Source organism: Mycobacterium sp. IDUB_9, from assembly GCF_055419505.1.
This window is the reverse complement of record NZ_JBVAXU010000002.1, coordinates 412,181-437,387: the sequence shown is the minus strand read 5'-3', so window position 1 is coordinate 437,387 and position 25,207 is coordinate 412,181. Positions and strand designations below refer to the sequence as shown.

Below are 25,207 nucleotides of genomic sequence, written 5' to 3'. Positions count from 1 at the left end.
TGCCACGCCGCTATACCTCCAGCGTGCCCAAAATGGTTCCCACTGCATAGGTCTCGTCTTCCTTCGCCGAGCCGTAGCGTAGTACCCCGGGACTGGGCGCCGGAACGTCAGCGGACACTTTGTCGGTGCCGACCGTGTACAGGTCCTCCCCCTCCTCCACGGCGGTCCCGTCGGGCACCAGCCAACCGAGGAACGTACCTTCGGTCATCGTCACGTCGAGTTTGGGCATCTTGATCTCCACGGCGTTAAACCTTTCGGGCGGGTTCAGCGGACGGGTCGACGGTCGCTTTCATCGGGCGCCCTTACCTGGTGAGAATCGTGCAACCGCTGAGGCCCGGTGCACCGTAGACGTGGGACAGCGCAACCCTGGGTTGCCCGAGCACCTGGCGCTCCCCCGCGGTGCCGCGCAGTTGCAGGACGTTCTCGTGGATCTGCCGGAGGCCGGAGGCGCCGATCGGCTCTCCGTTGGCCAGGCATCCGCCGTCGGTGTTGATCGGCAGCCGGCCGGTGAGTTCGGTTGCGCCGGAGTCGATCAGCTCGGCCTGCTCACCATCGGCGCACAGGCCGGTCTCGGCCATGTGGATGATCTCCGCGCCCGCATCGGTGTCCTGCAACTGCGCCAGGTCGACCTCGTCGGGCCCGATGCCGGCCAGCTCGAACGCCGCAGCCGCGGCATCGACGGTCGGGCTGACGCCCCGGCGAACGGACAGCGACGGACTGAGCACCTCGAATGAGCCGGGACGGCGCGTTCGCACCGCCGACGACGCGACGTACACAGGGTGCGGGCTGAACTCCTTAGCCTTCTCGGCATTGCACAACACCAGCGCGGTCGCACCGTCACCCGGCGAACACAGCATGTACTGACGCAATGGATCCGAGAGCATCATCGACGCTTCGACCACGGCCACCGACTGCGGCTTGCGGCGCCAGGCATTGGGATTGAGCGATCCGTTGCGGAACGCCTTGGCCGCAACCTCGGCAAGCAACCGCTCCGGCAAGCCGAACTCGTGCAGGTACCGCTGGATCTTCAGCGCGAAGAACTGCGAGGTCAGCGCGAGACCCGATGGGCCATACCACTCTCCGAGGCCCAAGGCGGCGGGGTTGATCGAAAATGCGCCGCGAGGATGCGAGTCGAAGCCCACCACCAGCGCGAGATCCGCCGCCCCGGCCTCGATGGTGTGCATCGCCGAGATCAGCGAACTGCTGCCCGTCGCACAGCCGTTGAGGACGTTGACAAACGGAACGCCCGTCAACCCCAAATCGGACACCAGCGTGTCGGCCGACCCGGCGGACATGCTGCCGCCCACGGCGTATTCGATCTGCGGCCACGTCACCGACGCGTCGGCCAGCGCCTGCCGGACGGCCGCCACGGCCTCCGAACGCGCCGAGGTGTCCTGATAGCGCCCGAAGGGCCGGCAACCGATGCCGATGACCGCTACGGAGTTCATGATCGATCCCCTCGCGGTTCAACCGGCATGAACGCGAACGTCCACGCTAATTCTCCGGTTTCGGTGATCACATCGATATCGGACAGAGCCATCGGCATACCGATCCACAACCGATCGGGATCCGATTCGGTCAGCCGTGCCTCCACAATCACCTCTCCGGAGAGTTCCACGTAGCCCACACCGAACGGCTCGAATTCGTCTGCGGCGCCGAAGTATGGCGGGCTGGGCGGCGGGAACCGCTGCACAGTCCAACTCCAGAGCACGCCATGATCGGCCAGCGGCACACCCGCGATGTCGACCCCACCGCAGTCACGGCATGACGGCTTGCGCGGGAACTCGATCTCACCGCAGTCGCCGCAGCAGCCGCCGACCAGCCTGAGCCGGCCGTCGATGACCTCCATGATGCCGGCATCGATGAGCTCAGCCACCCAACTCCTCCTGTCCAACTTCGTTGCGTCGCTTACGCACCCCACGTTTTTCGACCACCACGTCTCCCAGCACGCCCGCCTGGCAGGCCAGCCGCACATGCTCGCCGCGCCCGCCCCGATCGCCGGCGAGGTTTCGCACCGCTTCGGTTTCGGTCGCCGACGGCTCTGCCAGGTGCTGTGCTCCCTGAAGCACGCCCACGTGGCAGACCAGGCAGTCGCCGTTTCCGCCGCACACCGTCGGCCACCGAAGGCCCGCTGCCAACGCGGCAGCCATCACCGTCTGCCCCTGGCAGGCCTCGAACGTGATCCCCGAGGGTCGGACGGTGACGGTCGGCATGTCAGCTGCGCCGCAGTTCACGCCAAGGCTTGCCACGCCCCGGATCGATCTCGCGGTCCAGGCCCAGCACTCGTTCGCCGACGATGTTGCGCTGAACCTCGGACGTTCCGCCGGCGATGGTGAACCGACGGCTGTCGAGCAGCGCGTGCGTCTCCGACGGTATCGCTCCATCCCAGTACGCCGCCTCTGGCCCACCCAACTCGAAGCCGAGTTCGCTGATCTCCTGGGACAATTCAGACAGCACCAGCTTGGTGATCGACCCAGTCGGTGAGCCTCCCGGCGTACGGGATTCGGCGATCGACCGCAGATTGGTCAGACCCAGCGCGTGCTCGATGGCGAACAGATCCACGAGCCGGTCCCGAACCACAGGATCGGTCCAGCCTCCGTTGCGCCGTGCCAGATCGAGCACCGGCGCCAACCGGATGCCGCTGGCGCTCGAGGTTTCCGAGAGCCCTGAACGTTCGGCGTTCAGGGTCGTCATGGCGACGCGCCATCCATCGTTCACCTTCCCGAGTACCGTCTCGGGTCCCAACACCAGCTCCTCGAGGAACACCTCGCAGAAGTGCTCATCGCCGGTGAGTTGGCGTAGCGGCCGCACGGCCACACCCGGAGAGGCCATATCGACCAGGAAGCAGGTGATTCCGGCGTTCTTCGGCTGATCCAGATCGGTGCGCGCCAACAACATCCCGTAGCGGGACTCGGTGGCGAACGAACTCCACACCTTCTGTCCGTTGACCCGCCACGAATCACCTTCGGGCACCGCGCGGGTGGCCAGACTGGCGAGGTCCGATCCCGCCCCGGGTTCGCTGAACAGCTGGCACCACATGTCCGCGCCGGCCGCGATCCCGGGCAGGTACTTCCGCTGCTGTTCGGCGGTGCCCCAGTCCATGAGGGCCGGGCCGATCAGCATCAGCGGCACGAAGTAGTGGTCGGGTAACCCGGCGCCGTGTTCGTTCAGGACCGACCGCACCACGGCGGCCTGCTGCTCGGTGAAGCCGAGTCCGCCGTGTTCGCGCGGCCAGTGGGGAACGGTGTAGCCACGGTCCCCAAGTGCGGCATACCAGGTTTCGGTGACGCCGGGAAAGTTCTCGACAACCCAGCGGCCGACCTCGTCGCGCAGATCGGCGTCGTTCACCTGCTCAGACAATGTCACCATCCCGTCGATCGATCAGGTCAGCGAGCTGGCGCCTGCACTCACTGGGCGAACCGGTCAGCGCGACAACCGAATTGGCTCGCCGCAGGTAGCGGTGTGCCCAGTGTTCCCAGGTGATCGCGATGCCACCGTGCAGCTGGACGGCGGCCTTGGTGACCGCGAGTGCCGACTGCCGGGACAGCAGCGCCGCCACCGCCAGGTCGATGTCGGTGCTCAACGAGCCGGGATCACGACTGAGCCGCCAGGCTGCCCCGTAGACGGCCGAACGGGTGAGTTCCACCGCGGCCAGCAGATCCACCAGACGATGTTTGACCGCCTGGAAGGAGCCGATGGTGCGGCCGAACTGGACTCTCTTGCCGACGTAGGAGACGGTCGAGTCCAGTACGTGCTGAGCCACTCCGAGCAACTCGGCCGAGATCACCAGGCCGGCCCGCTGCGCCGTCACGGTATGCACTGCGACGGCCTCGTCTCCGCGAAGGAGCACCTCCGGTTGCGTTGTCTCGACGGACAACCTCCCCAGTGGCCGGGACAGATCCAGCCCGGACAGCTCGTCCACCGCCCCGGCGGAACCGGTGAACAGAGCTACCGCAGGCGCACCGTCCAAAGTTCCAGAGATCACCACCAAATCGGCTCCGGTCGCATTCCACACCGGGGCAGCCCTCACGTCGACGCCACCAGACGGGTTGGTGCTCATCTGGGCATCCGTGGCGGAGGCGACCGTTCGCCTCCCGTCGCGCAATGGGGCCACCAGCGCCGCGTCTCCGACGCTTGCGGCCAGTACTCCCGCGGCGACACTGGGGAGTAACGGGCCGCCGAAGAGCGCTGCGCCGGCCTGCTCGGCGACAATCGCCAAGTCGACGGCGGTGGCCGCGGATTCCATGGTGTCGAAAACGATCTCGTCGATCCCGACTTCGGACAGCAGTCTGCGCCAACTGATCTCGGCGACACCGGCAAAGAACTCCTGGAGCACGGTCCGCAGCGCAGTGTGCTCCTCGGTGAACGCGAACTCCGTAGACGGGGTGTCACGCGTCAGCCCGGCGGTGTCCATCAGGGCCTCCCGGCCGACGTCGTGGCAGCGACCATCCGGGCCAGATACCGGTCCCGCAGCTGCCGCTTGTTCAGCTTCCCCATCACCGAACGCAGATCGAAGTCGACGAGCTCGATCAGGTTTGGGCATTTGTAGTGCGCCAGGCGTTCTCGCGTCCACGCGACCAACTCCTCGGGTTCGACCTCGGGGCCGGCGCTCACGACCAGGGCACACAGCTGCTCGCCGAGATCGTCGTGCGGAATGCCGATGACAGCCACGTCGGCGACGGCGGGATGCCGGCGCAGCACCGCCTCCGACTCGGCCGGATACACGTTGACCCCGCCACTGACCACCATGTCAGAGGCCCGATCCGTCAGATACAGATAGCCATCGTCGTCGAGGTAGCCGATCTCACCGAGCGCAAACACCCCGTCGGCCACATAGCTGCGGCGGGTCTTGTCCGGATCACCGTGATAGCTGGGGCGGTGCCCGACGCTGGACTGCACGCAGACCAATCCCGTTGTACCGCGGGGAAGGACCTCGCCTTCCTCGGTGCGGACGCTCAGCTCGTATCCCGGCATGGCACGCCCCACCGAACCTGGGCGTGCCAGCCATTCGGCCGAGTTGATCAAGGTGACGGTGCCGGCCTCGGTGGAGCCGTACGCCTCCACCAGGATCGGACCGAACCATTCGATCATGGCCCGCTTGACCTCGATCGGACAGGCCGCGCCGGTATGCACGATGCTGCGCATGCTGCTGATGTCGTAGCGGTTGCGGGTGCCGTCCGGCAGCTGCAGCAGGCGGGAGAAGTGGGTCGGCACCATCATCGTGGCCCCGATGCGCTCCCGGTCGATGGTGGCGAGCACCTGCTCGGCGTCGAACTTCGGCAGGATCACCAAGGGCTGACCCGCCAGGATGCCGCGCACACCCGCCATGGGTCCGGTGTGATGCATGGGCGCCACGACCAACTGCCTGCCGGGTGTGCGAAGGGGTGAATCGATCACGCGCTGCACATATTCGGCCATCGAATTCCCGCCGGGAAACATCTGGTCGGGCAGTTCGACGCCCTTCGGGTAGCCAGTGGTGCCCGAGGTGTAATACAGCGGCTTGACCGGCGCGATGCCCGCGGGCGGCTCAGCGTCGGGACACTGCGCCGTCACGGCGTCGAGATCTCCCCAGTCCACCACATGCACATCGCAATCCGCAGTGCGCACGGTGGCCGCCACGTCGGCACTGCACAGCACCGTGTGCACGGCGGCGTCGCGCAGGATGTAGCCCACCTCACCCGCAGTCAGGTGGTAGTTCACCGGGACCGCCGACAACCCGGCATAGGTGGTGGCCAGGTGCGCCAGCACCACGTGCACGCTGTTGGCGCCCATCACCGCCACTCGGGCGCCATCTGGAACATGTTGCGCCAGCAACCAATTCACACAACTGTTCAGTCGTTCATCGAGCTGCTGCCACGTCCACGAGGTCGTCCCATCGGATAGCGCCACCGCGGCCCCGTCTTGACGAGCGTATTGCTCGATCGCATGGACCACGGAAGTCAGCCGGGCGATCCGGCGGTGGCGCGCGACCGTGAGACCGCACGCTTGGCCGCTTCCACGATGGCATCCTGACCCGGTATGAAGGCATCCTCGAGGACCTTCGTGAACGGTATCGGGGTGTCGGCGCCGGCTACCCGCTGCACCGGAGATCCAAGCTCGTCGAACAGGTTTTCGGTGATCAGCGCGGCGAGCTCGGCACCGAATCCCCCACGGCGAACGGCCTCGTGAATGACCACGGCGTGCCTGGTGCGGGCAACGGATTCCAGAATCCTGCTCTCGTCCAACGGCACCAGCGATCGCAGGTCGATCACCTCGGCGTCGATCGAATCCTGCGCCAGCTCCTCCGCGGCGGCCAGTGCGGTGTGCACCTGCCTGCCGTAGCTGATCAGGGTGACGTCGCTGCCCGTGCGCACTGTTGCCGCCGAGCCCAGCGGGACGACATGATGGCCGACCGGTACCGGCTGCGGCGGCGCGAAATAAAGGAGGCTCTGCTCGACCACCACCACCGGGTCGGGGTCGAAGATCGCCGCGGTGAGCAGCCCCTTGGCATCGGCGGGGTTACTGGGCACCACGACCTTCAAACCTGGGATGTGGGTGAGCCAGGCCTCCAGCATCTCGGAATGCTGTGCCCCGAACTGCATTCCGGCACCGGCAGCGCACCGAATGGTCAACGGCACGGTGGTCTGCCCGCCGGACATGTAGCGCAGCTTCGCGGCGTGATTGGACACCTGATCCATGCACACGGCCAGGAAGTCCATCAGCATGATCTCGGCGACCGGCCTCATGCCGGCGATCGCGGCGCCCACCGCGGCGCCGACGATGGCCTGCTCGCTGATCGGGGTGGCCCGCACCCGGTCGGCACCGTACTTGGTGGAGAGCCCGGCGGATACCTTGAACACGCCGCCGCTGGGGTCGGCGATGTCCTCGCCCAGCAGGATCACGGACGGGTCGCGCGACAGTGCGTCGTCGAGAGCACTGCCAAGGGCCTGGAATCCGAGCATCGGGACCGTTTCCACGCTCTCGGTCCCTGCCGTTTCGGTGGTCATGGCCTCATACCCCTTCGTAGACGTCGGTCAACAGCTCGGAAAGCTCGGGAACCGGGCTGGATTCGGCGAACTCGAAGGCGTCCTGTACTTCCGCCTTTGCCTGCGCCTCGATGGCCTTGGCCTCGTCCTCGGTGAGCACGCGATCCTCGATCAGCCCGGCCCGTAACCGGAGCACCGGGTCGGCGGCGCGTTCGGCGTCCAGTTCACCGGGCTTCATGTACTCGTTCTGGTCCGACATCTGATGGCCGTAGAAGCGGAAGGTCATGGCTTCCAACAGGGTTGGCCCTTCACCGGCGCGGGCCCGATCGATCGCGGTGCGGGCCGCGTCGTACATCGCCACCGGGTCGTTGCCGTCGACCCGTACGCCGGGCATCTTGTAGGACGCCGCCCGGTCGGCCACCCGGTCCACGCTGGTGCCACCCTCGAAAGACGTGTGCTCGGCGTACCGGTTGTTGTGACAGCAGAACACCACCGGCAGCTTCCACAACGACGCAAGGTTGCAGGCCTCGTGGAACGCCCCGATGTTGGTGGCGCCGTCACCGAAGTTCACGATCGTGACCCGTTCGCCGCCCTGTAGTTGGGAGGCCAGCGCCAGCCCGTTGGCGATGGGCAGGCCGCTGCCCACGATCCCGGTGGTGACCATCAGGCCGGAGTCGGGGTGGGTGATATGCATCGGACCGCCTTTGCCTTTGCAGGTGCCCGTGGCCTTGCCGAAGAACTCGGCCCACAGCTCCCGCATCGGCACACCCTTGGCCAGATGGTCGTGCAGCCCGCGGTAGGTGGTGACCAGATAGTCGTCCGGGCGGAGCAGTGCGCCGATCGACGATGACACGATCTCCTGCCCCCGCGGCGAGTAGTACTGGGCGCTGACCTGGCCGGTCAGGATCAGAGAACGGAATTTCTCGTCGCACACCTTGATCCGCGTGGCAGTGGTGAAGATCTGCGTCAGCTCGGCTGCCCCAGGCGTCATCAGCTTCCCATCTATTGGTCGGTCAGATAATTAATTAGTAACAGAGATCACTTCTCCATGTCAACGGATGTTTACGGCCATCCCGCCCGGTGACTCTGCGTGCGGGGCGCAAAAGTACGAGAAGCCTGCGCCCTCACCGCAGAGCGAACGAGGAACGGCTAGAGGTTTCCGAAAGCCTGCGAGTACAACGGGCCGTCCACGCTGTAGTAGCTGCAGTGGAATCCGCTGGGGACACCGAAGGGGATGACGGCACTGGCAAGCGGACCGCCGGCGATGTCAGCCGCATCGAAAACCACGAGTTCACTTTCCCGGGCGTCGGCGCGGTGCACCAATGTCAGCGCGTAGCCGTCGAGTTCGTGAGTGCTTCCGACCCGCGGAGCGAAGATGAGTTCGCCGACGGCGGCCCCTGCACCGAAGTGATAGAGGTCCTCGGCCCCGGTCACGGTGTCCACCCGCAGTGCCGAGTCCATGCCGTCGACCCGGCCGTCACGTGATTGCAGATTGCTGTTCGCGAACGCGTGCCGGCTTCGCTGCGCCATCAACCGGTCGTCGGGCCGCGGGAACTGGATGTCGCGATCGTTGATGATCTCTTCATTGAGTGTGTCCGACATTGCCTGCGGATCAATCGTCCAGCGGCGCAAGCTCTGCCGGGTTTCCGCATGCCCGGCCCGGTTGCCGTCGACGTCGGGAAACAGTGCGGTGCCCTCCGCTGCAGCGACATCGGCGATGATGCGGCCCTGCGCGTCCTCCCACACGTTCGCCTCGTGCAGCATGTGCCGCGGCTCTACCTCGATCCAGCGCACGTCGGCTGCGTTCCCGCGCCGCGGCATCAGCCCCAGCTTGCTCGGCCGGCCGGGCACCCAGGCCGTCATGGGACCGCCGCGCATCGCCCGCGCCAAGCTCAGCTCGAGCGGCATGACCGGGAACACCACCCAGTTCTCGGTGACGAAGAAGGTGTGCAGCATGGTCATGTGCGGCACCGGAATCAACTCGGTGACCACCGGAACACCGTCGAAATCGATGACGTCGTAACGGATCACCGCGTCTCCGCCCAGCCCGTGCACCGCATTGCCGATGTTGATCAGCTCGCCGGTGGCGTGGTCGACCTTGGGGTGCGCCGAAAACGTCGTGGTGATGAGGCCGCCGTAGGTCTCCTCGCCCAGCGTGGCCAGTGTGCGCGGGTCCAGGGCCACCGGCGGCGCGCCCTCCATCAGGGCCAGCAGCTTGCCACCGTGGATGATGACGTTGGTGTTGGCGGTGTTGTAGCGGGTGCCGGCGGCGGTCGGATCCGTGGTCATCGGGTTGCCCAGCACGCCGAACAGCCGACGCCCCTCCCCCTGTTCGAGCAAGAACTTGTCGGTGCGCACCCACCGGTTGCGCATCGACACCCGGCCGCTCTCGATGAAGAACGCATAGACCATGCCATCGCCGTCGAACCAGTGGTAGTCCTCGTCAGTCGGCGGATACAGCGACTCGGCGCCGTTGCGATAGAACACCCCCGCCAGGTCTTCCGGTAGCTGACCGCGGACCACCAGGTCGGGGGCGTCGACCTCCATCCGGGTGGGCTGGTGATGGCCGGTCAGAAACGGGCTCTCCCGAACAAGGCTGGCATCCATGGGTTCTCCAAGACTCGTACGTAATCGTTCAACATGCTCACGCCATACGGCGCAGCAACCGCGATCTCTTGTCCGTGTAGGGCGGATAGAACATTGCCGTCAGATCCGGGCGAGTCGGCTTGGCCAGCACCGATTTACGGTGACTGAACTCCTCGAACCCGAACCTACCGTGGTAGGCGCCCATCCCCGACGGCCCGACACCGCCGAACGGCATCTTTGCCGTCGCCACCTGTAGCAACAGCTGATTGATCACCATGCCGCCCGCCGGAACTCGACGGACGACCCGCTCCCGGGTCGCCTTGGAAGTGGTGAACAGATATGCAGCAAGAGGTTTGGGCCGCCGCCGGATGAACTCGATTGCGTGATCGACGGATTCGACGGTGAGCACCGGAAGGATGGGACCGAAGATCTCGTCGGTCATCAGCGGCTCGCCCGCGTCGGGTTCGACGACAACCGTGGGCTCGATCTCCAGGCGCCCGGCATCGGTGCCCCCGCCGACAACGACGTCGCCGGTGGTGGCGGCCAGGGCGCCCGCCAGGCGGGCGAACTGACGCTCGTTGACGATCGGCAGACCGGTCGCCGCCCCGCGCCGGAAGTCGGCGATGGCCGTGCGGATCTCCTCGACGAACCGATCGCGCACACCCTCATGCACCAGGACGTAATCAGGTGCGACACAGATCTGGCCGGAGTTCATCAGCTTGATCCATGCGATCCGGCGGGCGGCAGTCCTCACGTCGGCATCGTCGGCGACGATCACCGGGCTCTTACCGCCCAACTCCAACGTGACCGGAGTCAAATGATCTGCCGCAGCCGCCATGATCTTCTGGCCGGTCGCGGTGCCACCGGTGAACAGGACCCGGTCCAACCCCTGCGCGATCAGCTCTTGGGTGACCACACCGTCGCCCTCGACGACTGCCACCGCCGCGGGGTCGAGGTAACGCGGTATCAGCTCGGCCATCAGCCGCGAGGAAGCTGGCGCAAGTTCGGATGGCTTGACCACCACGGTGTTTCCGGCAGCGATCGCCCCGATCGCCGGCGTCAGACTTAGTTGGAACGGGACGTTCCACGGACCGATGATCAAGACCGTGCCGTAGGGCTCGTACTGGATCCAGGCCCGGCCCGGCAACTGTGTCCACTCCAGTAGCCGGTGCCTACGTCGGGCCCACCTACCGACATTCCTGGCGGCGTAGCGGGCCTCGTTCGCCGTCGCCACGACCTCGGCCAGCCAGGTCTCGAACGGCTCTCGGCGCAGGTCGGCTGCGACCGCGTCCACGATGGCGTCGCCGTTGTCGGTCAGCATCTCGACGAGAGCCCGCAATTGGGTACGGCGCCAGTCCAGATCCAGCGTTCTCCCGGTGTCGAATGTCTGACGCAGCCGGAGAACCGTTGCCGCGCAGTCGGGTTCGGGAGTACTAAGCATCGACTAAGGCGCGGTGCCGGACTCGAGAAGCAATCTCCCGAACAGATCGTTCATCGAGTCCATGGCGGTGACGTCCGTGTTGGCGGCGGCGTGGGCGAATCCGTCGACTATCGCACTGATCATGCCCGCGACGGCGAGGGCGTCCAGGTCGTCCGGGATGAGGCCGGCGCGCTGGCCGGCGGTCACCGCCTGCGCCAGCGTGTCGGCCATGGCGGCGGCCTGCTTGGCGAATGCCTCGGACAGCTCGGGATGGCGCCGGGCGTCGATGGGTGCGGTGGCCACGAATCCGGCCAGCTCCGGGGACTCGTGGTTGATCCGCATCGATTCGGCGAGGACCGCCCGCAACAGGCCGCGCACCGAGTGCGGGCCGGCCAGCGCCTCCACCGAGCGCGCGACGATCTTGCCGTACACGTAGTCACAGACCGCTTCGAAGAGATTGCTCTTGGATCCGAAGTGGTAGTGCAGCGAGCCTGCGGTCACCCCGGCCATCTCCGCGATCAGGTTGTTCGTGGCCGGTCCATAGCCATGCTGCGCGAAACATTGGCACGCCGCGTCGAGCACGCGCTGACGGGTATCGACGCTGTCGGTGCCTGCCGGACGGCCCGGTCCCGATCGGGTGCTGGTGACCTCGCTCATCAGAACATCATTGCGCAGCGCACTGGCCGACGGGGCGCTCAATGGCAGTTCAGTCGTCACCGGCGAGGTACCGATCCAGGTCCTGGTGAAAATGCCGTATCCGGATTTCTTGGTAATTGGCCAGCGTCACACCGGATTTGGTCATCGACCGCAGACCGCGCTGCACCCGGGGCAGATTGGCCAGGTCCTGGTTGAACACCGCGCACAACCCGCCCAGCTCCGGTGCCGCGCCGTAATCCTCGTCGGCCGTCAGCCAATGGACCGGCGGCGACTTGGGTTTGGGCACACCGGGCGGCAACGGAATCAGCATCATGATGTCGAAGATGCAGCGATCGGGATCGTTGCCGTACGGCCGGAACCGGTAGGTCAGCGGTGCACCGATGCCCGCCCAGGGCACCATGTTCGGAAAGACGAAGTACTGGATCGCGTCGACGATCTCCGAGTCGCTGGTGCCGGAGAGATCGGCGCCGGTGGTCTGCGCCAGATTGTCACGCATCGCCGCGGCCACGATGGGACGCGCCGATTGGCCGTCCGGAACCTCGAACGCCCCGACGCCCTCGGGGAAGAAATCCCGGAACATCGCATCGAGCACGTCCTGGGGCTCCAGCGGTTCCAGGTGCGGGCTGCTGGTCGCCTGCGGTGTGATCATCCGGTTGAACCCCGGCAGTCCGTCGGACCGGGTGTAGATGTCGTACTGAGTGTTGGCGTCCCCGAGGTATTCCAGCAGTTGGGGGTGGGTGGCGATGACGTGGTAGGACTCCAGGAACGCCTCGATGCCGACTTTCCAGTTGCAGTCGATGACCTTGGCGACGTGAATCGCCTTGAAACGGTCCTGCAGGTGAAACGGCGCAAAATGCTTCTCCAGGTCGCCGAGATAGTCCGACAGCGGGGCCGCGTCAGGGTCGGGGTTGACGAAGACGAACCCCGCCCAGGTCCCGGTCTGAGCTTCGGGCAGGGCGAAAGCCGCATCGTCGACGTGCGGGAAGTCCCACCGTCCGGGCACATCAGTGAGGTTGCCCTCCAGGCTCCAGGTGAAGCCGTGGAACGGGCAGCGCAACTGGTTGACCCGGCCGGCGTCGTCACACAACCGGGTACCGCGGTGCAGGCAGGAATTGTGGAAGGCCCTGATCGCACCGGCAGCAGTGCGAACCACGATCAACGACATATCGGCGAGGTCGTAGACGTAGTAGTCCCCCGCTTCGGGGATGTCCTCCTCGCGGCAGGCGAACTGCCAGACCTGCTTCCACATCCGATCCACCTCGAGCCGGTGGAACTCCGCGGTGAAGTAGCGCTCCTTGTCGATGTCGGCCGACCCGAGGAACTCGTACGACTCCTCCAACAGCGGCGCAGGTACTTCCCGGGAGTCGTCGGCGAGCAGACTCTGCACGGTCGGCCCCGAGGATCGCGCCTCCCCCGGCTTGCTCACCTCGTTGTCCGTTCTGCCAGGTGCCTGGGTCACACTGCCTCCTCTGTCAAAGGTGCCTTCAGGGGTGTAGAAGCCAGGCCCTCCAGGTATTCCTGCACAGCTGCGCCGATGAAGGCCGATCCGTTGATGCCCCATCCCCCGTCGACGTAGAGCACCTGACCGGTGATGTAGCCCGCCTGGGCCGAGGCCAGGAAGGCCACCGCCGCCGCGACGTCGGCCGGTTCACCGAGGCGCCCCAGCGGCATCGACTCGCCGATGGCCGACCGCAATCCCGGATCGGCGAACTCGCCCACGGTGCCGTCGGTGAGGACCAGGCCGGGCCCGACGGCATTGACCCGGATTCCCCGGGGCGCGTACTCGGTTGCCATCTGTTTGGTCAGCGCGACCAGCGCGGCTTTCGAAGCCGGATAGATCCCGCGCCCGGCGCCGCCGAGCTCGGCCAGTACCGATGTCAGGTTGACGATCGCGCCGCCGCCGGGCCCGAATCTCCCGAGCAGTGCCCGGGTGACCAGCCAGCTGCCGAGGACATTGACCCGCAACACCGCATCGACCTCGTCGACGGTGCTCTCGGCAAGGGTGTTCGAGCGCCAGATGCCGGCGTTGTTGACCAGCACATCGATTTCGCCGATGTCACCCACAGCACCGGCCAGCGCTGCGACCGACCCCTCAGAGGCGACATCGCAGCCGACTGCTCGACCGCCGATCAAGGTGGCGACATCTTCGGCGGCGGCTACATCCACGTCCACCACGACCACAGCCATACCGTCGGCCGCGAGGCGTTCTGAGATCGCGCGACCGATGCCTTTGCCGCCCCCCGTCACCACTGCTGTCGGCACCGTTCCCTCGCTTTCCCGGGCCCCAGATTGAGCCTTGATATATGACGCACCTCACTATTATATTGGTCCACCAATTAGTCAAGCGGATATTCGAAGCCCCGGGCAGCCTGCCCACAACCCTGGAGACGGCCTTGACCGACATCACCAGCCCGCCCGCCACCTGCCCGATCGCGGCGTTCGACCCGCTGAATCCACAGACGATGCAGGTGCCGCACCCGTGGTACCAGGCACTGCGCCGGGAAGCGCCGGTTCACTTCGTCGCCGAGCGGGGAATGTGGTTCGTGACCTCCCGGGAGCTGGTGTCTGCCGCCCTGACCAACCACGAGGTGTTCTCCTCGGCGTTCGGCCTTCCGCAGATGCCGCCGCCGGCCTCGGTGGCCGAAGAGATCGAAGAACTCAAGAAGCAGGGCTGGGACATGATCCCGACGCTGCTGACCGCCGACCCGCCCGACCACCACTACTACCGCCGGATGGTCGCGCGCGCGTTCACCCCCCGCTTCGTCGCTCAGCGTGAACCGGGGATTCGCTCGGTCGTCAACCAACTGCTCGACACGCTGCCGACCGACGAACCGGTGGAGATCGTCGAACAGTTCGCCGCCCCGTTACCGCTGCGGATCATCGCCCAGGCGCTCAACGTGCCCGACGACCGCATCGACGACTTCCGGCGCTGGTCCGATCAATTCGCGTTGACCATCGGCGCCGAGATCGACGAGACCGGTGCCCTCGAGCAAGCCCGCAGCTTGCTGGAGTACCAGCGTTACTTCGCCGCCGAGCTTGAGGATCGTCGCACCAATCCGCAGGACGACCTGATCACCGGCCTGGTGCAGGCATCCAACGCCAACGACGACGACCCTCTGACCACGGGCGCGGCGCTCAGCATCATCCAGCAGATCCTGATCGCCGGAAATGAGACCTCACGCAAGCTGATGACCGGCACGCTGCACCAACTCGGACTGAACACGAAGTGGTGGCACTGGCTGCAGGAGGATCCCGCGCCCCGTTCCGAATTACTCGTCGAGGAGGCACTGCGCTTCCTCACCCCGGTGCAGTCGATGTTCCGCATCACCAAGGCCGAAGCGAACCTCGGCGACTACACGATCCCGGCCGGTTCGCTGGTAGTGCTGGTCTTCAGTTCGGCCAACCGCGACGAGGCACAGTACGACGGCGGCGAGGAGTTCAACCCCGAACGCTCGAATGCCAGAACGCATCTGGCGTTCGGTCAGGGCATCCATTCCTGCCTGGGAGCCGCGCTGGCACGGTTGCAGGCGCGAATCGCCTTGGAAGACATCGCCCGTCGGTTCAGTGCGGTCGAGCTCGCACCCGATAACGACTACGAGTACGAGCCCAGCTTCATGCTGCGCGGTCTCAAGCGACTCGACCTCATCTTCCGGGCTCACTGACCGTGCCGCACGCGCCGTCGGACGCAGACACCGCAGCCACCGATCGGGTCCTGCGGTGGTGGCGGGGGTACGTGGATCGACACCCGCTCGCCTCGCTGCGCACCGTCGGCGGTCAGTGCATACTGGCGGTCCGCACGATCCAGCACCTGGTCGGCGATCTGGCGCGTGGCCGCTTCCCGTTCTGGGAATTCGTCGAACAGGCCGTCTTCATGGCCCGCACCGCCGTCGTGCCGACCTTGTTCATCGCGATACCCATCAGCGTCACCCTTGCCGTCCAATTCAGCCTGCTGGCAGGACAACTCGGCGCGACCGCGTTGGCCGGTGCGGCCAACGGACTGGCGGTGATCAAGCAGGGAGCACCACTGGTCGCGGCAATCCTGATGGCCGCCGCAGTCGGCTCGGCCATGAGCGCCGACCTCGGTGCGCGGACCATCCGCGACGAGACCGACGCGATGGAAGTCATGGGTATCTCGGTGATCCAACGGCTGGTGGTCCCCCGCCTTGCCGCTGCCGTGATCGTCTCGGTTGCCCTCACCGGGTTCACCTGCTTCATCGGATTCCTCGCCGGCTACGCCTTCACCGTCATGCTGCAGGGCGGCACCCCGGGCAGCTACACCACGACGTTCTCCTCATTCGCCACCGTCGACGACCTCGTCCTCACCTTGATCAAGGCCGTGGTGTTCGGCGTCATCGTCGCCGTCATCGCCTGTTACAAGGGACTGGACACCAGAGGCGGACCCGCCGGGGTGGCGAACTCGGTGAATGCCGCTGTCGTGCAATCGATTCTGCTTTTGTTGCTGACGAACACGCTGATCAGCCAGATGTATCTGGTGCTGTTCCCGAAGACGAGTTTCTGACATGGCCGCCACCTACCTGCCGACCGGCGCCCGCCCCCTGATCTCCGCCGCACGCGCCACCGAATTCCAGATGGCCCGTAACGGCCACATCGTCGCGTTCTTCTTCCGCACCCTGGCCGGCATCCCGATCGTGATCAAGAAGTACCCCCGCGAATTCCTGCGACTGTCTTCCGATGTCACGTGGGGCAACGGATCGATCGTCGTCGGCGGCGGCACCGCGGGCGTAGTCCTGGTGGTCGGTGCAGCCGCGGGAGCGGTGGTGGCGATCGAGGGCTACAACGCGCTGAACCTGCTCGGCCTGGGGCCCGCGACCGGGCTGTTGACCGCACTGGCGACCGTGCGCGAGCTGGCGCCGATGATGGCCGCCCTGGCCTTCGCGATCCAGGCCGGCTGCCGATTCACCGCGCAACTGGGCTCGATGCGGATCGCCGAGGAGATCGACGCGCTGGAATCCGTGGCCATTCGCCCGATCCCCTACCTGGTGACCACCCGGGTGCTGGCTTCGGCAATGGCGGTCATCCCGCTGTTCGTCGTGTGCCTGGCGCTGAACTTCCTGGTGTGTCAGCTCGTCGTCTACTTGGCCAGCGGCCAGGCCTCCGGGACCTACCTGCACTACTTCGCGCTGATGCTCTCAGGCCGCGACATGTTCTTCGCGGTGATCAAGGTGGCGGTGTTCGTGGCGATCATGTCCACGGTGCAGTGCTACTACGGCTTCTACGCGTCCGGCGGCCCCCAGGGCGTCGGCATCGCCGCCGGACGTGCCATGCGGCTGTCCATCACGCTGATGGTGGTCACCAACATGCTGCTCACAATGGCATTTTGGGGCGTCGACGCCGGCGGAAGGCTGGGTGGCTGATGCCGAATCCGTTCGAACTGGACGGTCGAGGACCCTCCGAACGCGCCCTGGTCGTCACCTGCGTCATGTTCCTGGTGGTGTGCGCGATCACCGGATACCTGATGTTCGCCAAGTCCACCGGATCCCTCGACCATCGGATCCAGATCATCGCGCGCCTGCCGAGCGTCGGCGACGGGCTGCCGCCCAAGTCGGACGTCAAGTACCGCGGCGTCCTGGTCGGCACGGTGCGGTCCGTCACGCCCGCGCTGGGTGGCGGCGACAATATCGTCAACATCGACCTGCGCCCCGACCACGTCGCCAACATCGCGAACACGGTGACCGCCCGCATCGTCCCCGGCAATGCCTTCGCGGTCTCCACGGTGCAACTGGTCGAGAACGGCGCCGGCAAGCCGATCCGGGCCGGTGACGTCATCGGTCAGGACACCACGCTGCCGACCCAGCTGTTCCAGACCACGCTGGCCAAGCTGCGCGAGCTGGTCGCCGCGGCGGGACGTCCCGGCACAGACCACACGCTGGGCGTGCTGCGCGCCATCGCCGATGCGACGGCGGGTAAGGGCCCCGAATTGACCTCGGCAGCAAAGGGTCTCAACCGGATCGTGACCGAGATGAACGAACTACGCACCGACGACTCCGGCCCGCCCACCCTGCAAACCTGGAACTCCGCGCTCAGCGCCCTCGGCGACACCGCCCCCGATCTATTGGATTCGCTGCAGAGCGCGGTCAAACCGATGCGCACCGTGGCCGAACAGCATGCGGCACTGACAAATCTGCTGACCGGCGCCAACCACACCGCAGGCACCCTGCGAACCGCCATGGACAACCACACCGACGAGCTGGCGGGCATCACCACCAATCTCACCCCGGTGATCGGGGTGCTCGCCGACCGCTCCGGGAAATTCCCGGCCGTCGCCGTCGGCCTGAACAATGTGGTCAACGGCTTCTTCGAGGAAATGTGGACGCGCACCAATCAGAAGGTGACGTTCACGTTCAAGCTCGTCGTCGCACTCGCGCCGCTGCGGCTCTACAACCGCGCGGATTGTCCGGTGTACGGCGAGTTGCGCGGTCCGAGTTGCGAGACCGCACCCGAGGGTATCCCGATCGTCGACACCCACGGCCTACCCGATCCGCGCGCCTACGTCCCGCCGGACGGCATCACCCTGCCCGACCCGGCGAATCCTGCCGACGAGGTACTTCAGAATGCTTTGCAAATACCGCCCGCCCCAGAGGAATTCGTCCCCACACCGGCTCCGGTCCCCCCACTGCCCGCCGAACAGCCCACGGGAACACCATGAACGTACGCGCCCGCATGTTGGTCTGGCTTGCCTTCTTCATGGCGGTGTGCCTGGCACTCACCTGGACCATCCTGGTGACGCTGCGCCGAGGAGTGCAGGGCGATACCTTCACTTACACCGCACAATTCACCGATGTCACCGGATTGCGCGAGGGCTCGGATGTGCGGGTGGCGGGCGTGCGGGTCGGCCGGGTCGACTCTGTCACCCTCGTCGATCCGGGCTCGGGTGAGGCCACCCTGGCCACCGTCGGATTCCGGGTGCAGCGCGATCAGCCGTTGTACGGCAACACCAAGGCCTCGGTCGTCTATCAGAACATCATCGGCCAGCGCTACATCGGCCTGACCCTGGCCGATTTCGGCCTGCCCGAGCGGCTTGCCGACGGCGCCGCGATCCCCGTCGAGCACACGGAGCCGTCATTCGACGTCACCAACCTCCTCAACGGTTTCGAGCCGATGTTCACGCTGCTCGATCCGACCAACCGCGGGAACCTCTCCAACGCGTTGATCAATGCGCTGCAGGGTGATTCGGACTCCGTCGTGGTCCTGGTGGCACAGACCTCGGAGTTGGCACAATCGATGGCCGGCCCGGACCAGGTCCTCGGCCGGGTGATCGACAGCCTCAACGCCGTCACCGAAAACCTGGCCTCTCGTGGCGCTCAACTCCAGACCACGCTGGTCCAGATGCGTTCGGTGATCGCCGGGCTCAACGTGCACCGCGACGAGCTGGTGAACTCGACCGGGTCGATCGCGACCGTGGTGTCGCGGCTGTCTGCAATCACCACCGCGACGCAGCCCGAGCTGCACGATCTACTGAGCCGCGAGCCCGGGATGCTGTCGACGATGGTGGCCAACCGCGACGGCTGGGCGACACTCGGCTCAAACCTGCCCGCGGTGCTCAAAGGGCTGTCTCGCATTACGGGGGACTCCACCGCGATGAGCGCGATGCCGTGCGACTTCAACTTCACGCTGTTCAACTTCCTCAAGCCGATCATTCCGACCATCGTCAACGCGGCCACCCCCGGCGGGCAGCGTAAGTACACGGCGAAGTGCAGGTGATGAGCGAGATGAGCCAATCCGATCCACAGACCCGGCGCCCTAGGACACTCGAAGACCGCAACCCGGCGGTGATCGGCACCCTCGCCCTGCTGGCCTTGACCGTCGTGATCGTCGCAAGCACGGCCCTTAGCTCGATGCATCTCGGCAAACGGACCTACACCGCCGAGTTCCTGCAAGCGGCCAGCCTGCGGCCCGGCGACCAGGTCAGCATCGCCGGCGTTCCGGTCGGCGTGGTGGCCGCCACCAAACTGGCGGTCAACCGCGTCATCGTGACCATGAAGCTGGACAACAACATTCGTCTGGGCGACGACACCAAGGCCGCAATCAAGCTCACCACGGTGCTGGGGTCGCGCTATGTCGAGCTGCGCCCCAAGGGCGGCAGCACGCTGGCCGATGACCGGATCCCACTGGCGAACACCTCGGTCCCCTACGACCTGCAGAAACTGCTCTCCGATTCGACGACGACGTTCGAGGACGTGGACGCCGAGAGGTTCGCCACGTCGATGCAGACGCTGTCGCAGCAACTCACCGGAGTGCCTGCGGTGCTCCCGGAGGCGCTGACCAACGTCCAGAACCTGTCGGCGATCATCTCGGCGCGCCGAGACCAGATCTCCAATCTGCTTCGTAACACCGCCAGCGTCGCCGAGATCCTGGGCGGTCAACAGGACGATCTGGCCGCACTCGTCGTTCAGGGCCGCGAGCTCACCGGCGAGATAGTCCGTCGCCGCGCGAGCGTCGAACGGTTGCTGCAAGCGACCACCACCCTGATCACCACCGCCGACGGCGTCGTCGGGACCAACAGCGCGCAGATCGACAAGATGCTCGCCGACCTGCAGCAGGTCACGTCGATGCTCGGCGACCATGACGCCTTGTTGCGCAACCTGTTCCAGATCATGCCGGTCGCCATGCGGAATGCCGCCAACGCCACCGGATCGGGACCGTTCCTCGACTTCATGTTGCCCGGCGGGCTGATGGTGGATTCCTGGATGTGCGCCATCAGTGGCCGCGCCGAGCAGTGGAAGTGGCCGGAGCGCTACCAGTATTTCAAGGACTGCGAATGACACGAAAGACCGCGATTGTGACGGTACTGATCACCGCAGTGGCGCTGGCGGTGACCGGCGCCTATCTGTTCCGGCCGAAACCAACGGCCCCGCTGAGGTTCACCGCCCAGTTCGATAACGCCATCGGTCTGTACGTCGGCAACGACGTGTCGGTGCTGGGCATGTCGGTCGGACGGGTGACCGCGATCGACAACCGCGGCGCCCATGTCGACGTGGCCATCGAGGTCGACCCAGGCACCAGCATCCCCGCCGACGTCTCTGCAGTCACCGTCGGAACCTCTATTCTCACCGACCGCCACATCGAACTCACCCCCGCCTATTCGGGCGGGCAGATGCTGACCCAAGGCGCCGTGCTGGGACCGCAGCACACAAGAACCCCAGTCGAATTCGACCGGGTACTGAAGATGGTGGACAAGCTCGGCAGCGCCATGGGTGGCGACGGACAGGGCAACGGACCGTTGTCCGACCTGATGTCGGCCACCTCCGCGATCACCTCCACCAGCGGGCCCGAGATCAAGAACGCACTGGCCGGAATGTCGGACGCTCTGCGCACCGGCGCCGACGGCGGCGCCGCGACCAAGCAGAACCTCGATGCCATCATCGCCAATCTCAGCAAGCTCACCGACGGTGCAGCACGCAACGAGGCCCAGGTCCGTGAATTCGGTTCCTACGTCCGACAGCTCACCGATCTGCTGGCATCCGAGGCAGTCGGTCGCGGTGACACCGGCCGACGGCTCAACGGACTGCTCAACCAGCTCAACGAACTCCTGGCAGACAATGGCGGCAACCTCGAGAACAGCATCGCCAGCAGCGCCAGGCTCAGCAGGGCGCTCGTGGACTATCGTCGCGAGCTCGCCGAGGTGTTCGACGTGGCGCCGTTGGCAATCGACAATGCCGCAGGCGCGATCGACATGCAGAACGGAATGCTGCGCGTCGGCGCCCATTTCGACAACGTGTTCTTCGACAGCTCGATGACCAAGGAAGTCTGCAACATCCTGGGACTGCGTCAACTGGGCTGCCGCACCGGATCCATTCGCGATCTCGGCCCCGACTTCGGGATGACCAGCATGCTCGAAGCCATGACGAAGCTGGGGGATCGATGAAGACGGCCCTTCACATCGCAGTCGGCACCGTGGTGGCGACCGCGACGGTGGGATGCTCTGCCGGAGTGGAGCAACTGCCTCTTCCTGCCCCCGGGCTCAGCGGGTCTACGTACGAGCTCGATGCGGAGTTCTCCAACGCGCTCAATCTCCCGGACCGTGCGAAGGTCCGCGTCGGCGGGGCCGATGTCGGCGAGGTGGTCGGCATGAGCGCCAAGGACTACACCGCCGTGGTCCAGATGCGCATCCTGGACCGCATCCGTCTGCCCGAGGGCACCACCGCCGAACTGCGTTCGGCGACACCGCTCGGCGACGTCTTCGTCTCCCTGACCCCACCCGCATCCAGCCCGGCCGGCACAGCGCTGCTCGCCGACGGGGACCGGATTCCGCAGCACGCCACGACCGCGGCCGCGACCGTCGAACAGGTGCTGGCCACTACATCGTTGATCGTGAACGGTGGCGTGATCCGGAACCTGACGCGGGTGCTCAACGGGGTCGGCGGAGCACTCGGCAAGGACGGCGAGGGCCTCACCAGACTGATCCACGAGTCCCGCGCACTGGTCTCTACGATGGCCGACCGCTCTGACGAGATCCGGACCATGCTGGAGGCGACCGCCAGGCTGGCCGACGAGCTCAACGCCCGTCGCGACACCATCAACGAGGTCTTGGACTCCGCCACGCCCGCATTACTGACGATCGCGGACAACACCGCTGCGATCGTGGACCTGGTCGATGAGATCGGCGCCGTAACTGCGCAACTGCAGAAGCTCCCGGCCATCGCTGGTACCGACACCCGCAGCTGGATCCACGACCTCAACACCCTGTCGTCCGCCTTCAACGAGGCTTCCACCGAGCCCAGGGTGACCATGGCGAACTTTCTGCGGTTCATGCCGGCGGCGCTGAAGCTGTTCGGCAGCAACGCTGCCGCTGCCGACGTCGACCTTCAGCAGGTCGCGATCGGGCACATCCCGGACATGAACCACTTCGCGGACCCGGGGTTCACCGGTCCCAAGTGGGCCAACTGGGAGAACATGGTCGGCTCGATCCGGTTCGTCCTGACCCAGCTCGGTGACCGGGTATGGGGCCCTGATCGCGGCCAGATCTGGGGGCCGCCGCAATGAGCCTGCGCACTGTACTGAACCCGTTGGCGACCTTGGCCATTCGCTCGGTGCACTTTGTCACATCGCGCAAGCTGGTGCTGTCGGTCGTCGGCCAACTGCTCTTGGTGGTGATCGGCGTTGCGTATCTGGCGTTCGGCGCGTTGCGGGTCAACCCGTTCGATCGCCAGATCACCGTAAAGGTGGACCTGGCCGAATCAGGTGGGCTGCTCCCCGGCCAGGACGTCACGGTCCGGGGCATCCCGGTCGGCCGGGTCAAGTCTGTCGAGGTGGCAGGCAACGGTGTGGTCGCGACCGCGATGATCGACCGCGTTGCTCATATTCCCATGGCCGACACTGTTGTTCGGGTCTCAGCGCTTTCCCCGGCCGGAGAGCAGTACCTGGACTTCACCCCGCAACACGCCGACGGGCCGTTCCTGTCGGACGGCACGGTGATCGACCGCAGCCAGACTGAGATTCCGGTCCCCTTGTGGCGCCTGCTGACCAATGTCGACGGGGTGCTGGCCCAGGCCGACCCCGAGCAGATCGAATCGGTTATCGACGAGCTCGGGGTCAGCGCAGAGGGGCCGGAGAAACTGCGTGCCCTGTTCAACGGTTCGGCGGTGTTGCTCAACACCCTCGACGGGGTGCTGCCGCAGACCATGACGCTGCTCCGGAGCAGCCGCACGGTATTCAAGATCATCGACGACTCCTCCGGCGGGCTGACCGCCATGTCGCACAACCTGGCCGGCACACTCGGCGGCATCGGCGAAAAAGACGAGGGAATAAGGACCTTGCTCGCCAAGACACCGGAACTGCTGACGACCGTGGACTCCGTGATCGACAACAACTCGCCCACCATGGTGCAGCTGCTCGGCGACCTGACCACGGTTGCCCAGCTCTCCCAGGTCCGGGTTCCCGCCCTCGAAGGGATGTTCAACGACCATCGCCAACCCCTGCTCGACGGCATCCGGTCACTGATGCACGACGGTGCCATCTGGGCCATCGCCGATATCTATCCCCGGCCGGTGTGCGACTACCCGCACCAGCGCGATGTGCCGTTCATCCCGAACTATCCCGAACCGTACCTGTACACGTATTGCGAGAATCAGGATCCCAATCTCCTGGTCCGAGGCGCCCGCAACGCACCCCGACCGCCTGGCGACGACACCGCCACGCCCCCACCGGGACTCGATCCCCTACGGCGCGCCGACCCGACGCCGACCACCGACCACACCATCGAACTGCCCTATGGCGGGCCGGCGCTCCCTCCGGAGTCCCAGCCGCAACGCCAGGGTGGACAGTGGTAAGAGATGAGGAGCACCATGGCAAGCATCAAACTGGCCGAACGTCTCGACAGTGAGACTGCCGATCCTGCAGATGGCGACACCTGCGACTCCCCAGAGAGCGATGTCGAAGAACCGGAATCCGTTGATTCCCAGGTTAGTTGGAAGTCGCGGCTGGTTGCGTCAGGAGTTGCAGCCCTGCTGCTGACCCTTGCCGGTGTCGCCGGATTCTTCGGCTGGCACTACTTCGAAGGCCGCCGGATCGCGAATGCCAGTGCAGCCGCGCTGAATACGGCGGACTCCTACGCGGTGACGCTGACGTCGGTGGACACCAACAACCTGGACGCGAACTTCGCGGCCGTACTCGACGGTTCCACGGGCGAATTCCATGACATGTACGCCAAATCCAGCGCCGAACTCCGCAAGTTGCTGATCGACCACAAGGCGACCGGCCACGGCGTGGTCGTCGACTCCGCGATCAAGTCGGCCACCACCGACCAGGTGGTTGTGTTGTTGTTCGTCGATCAAACGGTGACCAACACCGAAGTACCTGACCCGCGGGTGGATCGCAGCCGCATGGTCATGACCATGCAGAACGTCGACGGCCGATGGAAGGCCGCCAAGGTGGAGCTCCCGTGACCGCGCCGACCGGCGGCGTCGCCATGCTGCGCGACGAGTTGCTGATGCATTCGATGCTCAAGCGTGTCGCCGGTCTCCCCGAAACTGTGTTCCTGCCAATGCTGCGATTGGTCACCGACGACCGCCAGGCGATCGATGCGCAGTGGGAGACCCTGGTGGCCAAGCGCCGCCGGCGTGGGCTGTTCGAGAGCCCACGGCACTCCTGGGAACGCCAATATGGGCAGTTCGTTGCCGAACTCGAATGGGTGACCTCGGAACTGCTGCGGGATCTGCCCTTCGCGGCAGTGGAGGAACTGGTGTCCGACGCCGTCGCGGCCAGGCTGCGGCAGTGGCTGCGGTTCCTGCTGCCGATCTTCCACGCCGTGAAGATCGTGCCGAAGGCGTGGTACGCACCGGTGATGGATATGGGTGTCGGCATCTCCACCTTCCTGGTCGGACCCATCTACCGCACCGGCGAGGAACCCGGTGGCACATTGGTCTACGAGATCCCCGAATGCGCGATGCATGTCGTGGTCGGGACGTCTACTGCACAGGAGAATTCCTGCCAGATGGGCTGCAAGGCGGCCTGCGAGAAGGTCTTTCACGCCGACGGACCGATGCCGCTGGAATTCGACCCTCATCTGCCCGGCCTGGGATGCACCCTGCGCGTCCACCCGGCCCACTGACCAACACCG

Annotated in this window: 25 protein-coding genes; 11 read left to right on the top strand and 14 right to left on the bottom strand. The window is 65.9% G+C overall.

All coding sequences use genetic code 11. From position 1 onward, the window contains the following. Positions 1-10: 10 nt before the first annotated feature. From ACZY08_RS10665 to ACZY08_RS10600, 14 genes are all read right to left on the bottom strand, one after another. Positions 11-241, bottom strand: coding sequence for a biotin/lipoyl-containing protein (locus ACZY08_RS10665; protein WP_463744877.1), 231 nt, complete (start codon positions 239-241; stop codon positions 11-13). 61 nt (positions 242-302) lie between these two features. Beyond that, positions 303-1,448, bottom strand: a complete 1,146-nt coding sequence (locus tag ACZY08_RS10660; RefSeq protein ID WP_463744878.1) for a thiolase family protein — start codon at positions 1,446-1,448, stop codon at positions 303-305. Next, a complete protein-coding gene (locus ACZY08_RS10655) occupies positions 1,445-1,876 on the bottom strand; it encodes a Zn-ribbon domain-containing OB-fold protein (RefSeq protein WP_463744879.1) in 432 nt (143 codons plus the stop codon). Before ACZY08_RS10655 ends, ACZY08_RS10660 begins: the two co-directional genes overlap by 4 nt. Continuing rightward, complete coding sequence (locus ACZY08_RS10650) at positions 1,869-2,213, bottom strand: 2Fe-2S iron-sulfur cluster-binding protein (RefSeq protein WP_463744880.1); 345 nt, start codon at positions 2,211-2,213, stop codon at positions 1,869-1,871. The genes ACZY08_RS10655 and ACZY08_RS10650 overlap by 8 nt, the downstream gene beginning before the upstream one ends. A gap of 1 nt (position 2,214) precedes the next feature. Continuing rightward, positions 2,215-3,369, bottom strand: coding sequence for an acyl-CoA dehydrogenase family protein (locus tag ACZY08_RS10645; protein ID WP_463744881.1), 1,155 nt, complete (start codon positions 3,367-3,369; stop codon positions 2,215-2,217). Next, complete coding sequence (locus ACZY08_RS10640; protein WP_463744882.1) at positions 3,353-4,414, bottom strand: acyl-CoA dehydrogenase family protein; 1,062 nt, start codon at positions 4,412-4,414, stop codon at positions 3,353-3,355. Before ACZY08_RS10640 ends, ACZY08_RS10645 begins: the two co-directional genes overlap by 17 nt. After that, entirely contained in the window at positions 4,414-5,934 is a 1,521-nt protein-coding gene (locus ACZY08_RS10635; protein WP_463744883.1) for an AMP-binding protein, read from the bottom strand. The genes ACZY08_RS10640 and ACZY08_RS10635 overlap by 1 nt, the downstream gene beginning before the upstream one ends. Before the next feature lie 5 nt (positions 5,935-5,939). Next, on the bottom strand, positions 5,940-6,986 hold the full coding sequence (locus tag ACZY08_RS10630; protein ID WP_463744884.1) for an alpha-ketoacid dehydrogenase subunit beta: 1,047 nt from the start codon (positions 6,984-6,986) through the stop codon (positions 5,940-5,942). Positions 6,987-6,990: 4 nt separating this feature from the next. Next, complete coding sequence (locus ACZY08_RS10625; protein WP_463744885.1) at positions 6,991-7,956, bottom strand: thiamine pyrophosphate-dependent dehydrogenase E1 component subunit alpha; 966 nt, start codon at positions 7,954-7,956, stop codon at positions 6,991-6,993. A gap of 158 nt (positions 7,957-8,114) precedes the next feature. Then, a complete protein-coding gene (locus ACZY08_RS10620) occupies positions 8,115-9,572 on the bottom strand; it encodes a carotenoid oxygenase family protein (protein WP_463744886.1) in 1,458 nt (485 codons plus the stop codon). A 37-nt stretch (positions 9,573-9,609) separates the two neighbouring features. Next, positions 9,610-10,992, bottom strand: a complete 1,383-nt coding sequence (locus tag ACZY08_RS10615; RefSeq protein ID WP_463744887.1) for an aldehyde dehydrogenase family protein — start codon at positions 10,990-10,992, stop codon at positions 9,610-9,612. A 3-nt stretch (positions 10,993-10,995) separates the two neighbouring features. After that, positions 10,996-11,688, bottom strand: coding sequence for a TetR/AcrR family transcriptional regulator (locus tag ACZY08_RS10610; protein ID WP_463781793.1), 693 nt, complete (start codon positions 11,686-11,688; stop codon positions 10,996-10,998). Beyond that, positions 11,678-13,087: an aromatic ring-hydroxylating oxygenase subunit alpha gene (locus tag ACZY08_RS10605; RefSeq protein ID WP_463744889.1), complete on the bottom strand. Its 1,410-nt coding sequence runs from the start codon at positions 13,085-13,087 to the stop codon at positions 11,678-11,680. Before ACZY08_RS10605 ends, ACZY08_RS10610 begins: the two co-directional genes overlap by 11 nt. Next, complete coding sequence (locus ACZY08_RS10600; RefSeq protein WP_463744890.1) at positions 13,084-13,890, bottom strand: SDR family NAD(P)-dependent oxidoreductase; 807 nt, start codon at positions 13,888-13,890, stop codon at positions 13,084-13,086. The genes ACZY08_RS10605 and ACZY08_RS10600 overlap by 4 nt, the downstream gene beginning before the upstream one ends. 41 nt (positions 13,891-13,931) lie before the next feature. Between ACZY08_RS10600 and ACZY08_RS10595 the strand changes: the two genes are divergently transcribed. The 11 genes from ACZY08_RS10595 to ACZY08_RS10545 are packed head-to-tail and all read left to right on the top strand — an operon-like array spanning position 13,932 to position 25,198. Beyond that, the gene (locus ACZY08_RS10595) at positions 13,932-15,290 is read left to right on the top strand and encodes a cytochrome P450 (RefSeq protein ID WP_463744891.1); all 1,359 of its coding nucleotides are present in this window, start codon (positions 13,932-13,934) and stop codon (positions 15,288-15,290) included. After that, the gene (locus ACZY08_RS10590) at positions 15,287-16,147 is read left to right on the top strand and encodes an MlaE family ABC transporter permease (protein ID WP_463745290.1); all 861 of its coding nucleotides are present in this window, start codon (positions 15,287-15,289) and stop codon (positions 16,145-16,147) included. Before ACZY08_RS10595 ends, ACZY08_RS10590 begins: the two co-directional genes overlap by 4 nt. A gap of 1 nt (position 16,148) precedes the next feature. Beyond that, positions 16,149-17,003, top strand: coding sequence for an ABC transporter permease (locus tag ACZY08_RS10585; protein ID WP_463744892.1), 855 nt, complete (start codon positions 16,149-16,151; stop codon positions 17,001-17,003). Beyond that, positions 17,003-18,295 carry an MlaD family protein gene (locus tag ACZY08_RS10580; RefSeq protein ID WP_463744893.1) on the top strand — a complete coding sequence of 431 codons (1,293 nt, stop codon included), beginning with the start codon at positions 17,003-17,005 and terminating at the stop codon, positions 18,293-18,295. The genes ACZY08_RS10585 and ACZY08_RS10580 overlap by 1 nt, the downstream gene beginning before the upstream one ends. Continuing rightward, positions 18,292-19,350, top strand: a complete 1,059-nt coding sequence (locus tag ACZY08_RS10575; protein ID WP_463744894.1) for an MCE family protein — start codon at positions 18,292-18,294, stop codon at positions 19,348-19,350. The genes ACZY08_RS10580 and ACZY08_RS10575 overlap by 4 nt, the downstream gene beginning before the upstream one ends. Beyond that, complete coding sequence (locus ACZY08_RS10570; protein ID WP_463744895.1) at positions 19,350-20,411, top strand: MCE family protein; 1,062 nt, start codon at positions 19,350-19,352, stop codon at positions 20,409-20,411. Before ACZY08_RS10575 ends, ACZY08_RS10570 begins: the two co-directional genes overlap by 1 nt. Next, positions 20,408-21,514 carry an MCE family protein gene (locus tag ACZY08_RS10565; protein ID WP_463744896.1) on the top strand — a complete coding sequence of 369 codons (1,107 nt, stop codon included), beginning with the start codon at positions 20,408-20,410 and terminating at the stop codon, positions 21,512-21,514. Before ACZY08_RS10570 ends, ACZY08_RS10565 begins: the two co-directional genes overlap by 4 nt. Then, positions 21,511-22,632 (top strand): MlaD family protein, encoded by a 1,122-nt coding sequence (locus tag ACZY08_RS10560; protein WP_463744897.1) that lies wholly within the window; start codon positions 21,511-21,513, stop codon positions 22,630-22,632. The genes ACZY08_RS10565 and ACZY08_RS10560 overlap by 4 nt, the downstream gene beginning before the upstream one ends. Further along, positions 22,629-23,918, top strand: a complete 1,290-nt coding sequence (locus tag ACZY08_RS10555) for an MlaD family protein (RefSeq protein WP_463744898.1) — start codon at positions 22,629-22,631, stop codon at positions 23,916-23,918. The genes ACZY08_RS10560 and ACZY08_RS10555 overlap by 4 nt, the downstream gene beginning before the upstream one ends. 15 nt (positions 23,919-23,933) lie before the next feature. Continuing rightward, positions 23,934-24,533, top strand: a complete 600-nt coding sequence (locus tag ACZY08_RS10550) for an Mce protein (RefSeq protein WP_463744899.1) — start codon at positions 23,934-23,936, stop codon at positions 24,531-24,533. Then, positions 24,530-25,198 carry a hypothetical protein gene (locus ACZY08_RS10545; RefSeq protein WP_463744900.1) on the top strand — a complete coding sequence of 223 codons (669 nt, stop codon included), beginning with the start codon at positions 24,530-24,532 and terminating at the stop codon, positions 25,196-25,198. Before ACZY08_RS10550 ends, ACZY08_RS10545 begins: the two co-directional genes overlap by 4 nt. Positions 25,199-25,207: the final 9 nt, after the last annotated feature.

Excerpts from the sequence above, each read along its gene's own strand:
- ACZY08_RS10660 (WP_463744878.1), bottom strand. The coding sequence starts at position 1,448 with ATGAACTCCGTAGCGGTCATCGGCATCGGTTGCCGGCCCTTCGGGCGC.
- ACZY08_RS10650 (WP_463744880.1), bottom strand. The coding sequence starts at position 2,213 with ATGCCGACCGTCACCGTCCGACCCTCGGGGATCACGTTCGAGGCCTGC.
- ACZY08_RS10645 (WP_463744881.1), bottom strand. The coding sequence starts at position 3,369 with ATGGTGACATTGTCTGAGCAGGTGAACGACGCCGATCTGCGCGACGAG.
- ACZY08_RS10640 (WP_463744882.1), bottom strand. The coding sequence starts at position 4,414 with ATGGACACCGCCGGGCTGACGCGTGACACCCCGTCTACGGAGTTCGCG.
- ACZY08_RS10630 (WP_463744884.1), bottom strand. The coding sequence starts at position 6,986 with ATGACCACCGAAACGGCAGGGACCGAGAGCGTGGAAACGGTCCCGATG.
- ACZY08_RS10625 (WP_463744885.1), bottom strand. The coding sequence starts at position 7,956 with ATGACGCCTGGGGCAGCCGAGCTGACGCAGATCTTCACCACTGCCACG.
- ACZY08_RS10620 (WP_463744886.1), bottom strand. The coding sequence starts at position 9,572 with ATGGATGCCAGCCTTGTTCGGGAGAGCCCGTTTCTGACCGGCCATCAC.
- ACZY08_RS10615 (WP_463744887.1), bottom strand. The coding sequence starts at position 10,992 with ATGCTTAGTACTCCCGAACCCGACTGCGCGGCAACGGTTCTCCGGCTG.
- ACZY08_RS10595 (WP_463744891.1), top strand. The coding sequence starts at position 13,932 with ATGACGCACCTCACTATTATATTGGTCCACCAATTAGTCAAGCGGATA.
- ACZY08_RS10585 (WP_463744892.1), top strand. The coding sequence starts at position 16,149 with ATGGCCGCCACCTACCTGCCGACCGGCGCCCGCCCCCTGATCTCCGCC.
- ACZY08_RS10580 (WP_463744893.1), top strand. The coding sequence starts at position 17,003 with ATGCCGAATCCGTTCGAACTGGACGGTCGAGGACCCTCCGAACGCGCC.
- ACZY08_RS10575 (WP_463744894.1), top strand. The coding sequence starts at position 18,292 with ATGAACGTACGCGCCCGCATGTTGGTCTGGCTTGCCTTCTTCATGGCG.
- ACZY08_RS10570 (WP_463744895.1), top strand. The coding sequence starts at position 19,350 with ATGAGCGAGATGAGCCAATCCGATCCACAGACCCGGCGCCCTAGGACA.
- ACZY08_RS10565 (WP_463744896.1), top strand. The coding sequence starts at position 20,408 with ATGACACGAAAGACCGCGATTGTGACGGTACTGATCACCGCAGTGGCG.
- ACZY08_RS10560 (WP_463744897.1), top strand. The coding sequence starts at position 21,511 with ATGAAGACGGCCCTTCACATCGCAGTCGGCACCGTGGTGGCGACCGCG.
- ACZY08_RS10555 (WP_463744898.1), top strand. The coding sequence starts at position 22,629 with ATGAGCCTGCGCACTGTACTGAACCCGTTGGCGACCTTGGCCATTCGC.
- ACZY08_RS10550 (WP_463744899.1), top strand. The coding sequence starts at position 23,934 with ATGGCAAGCATCAAACTGGCCGAACGTCTCGACAGTGAGACTGCCGAT.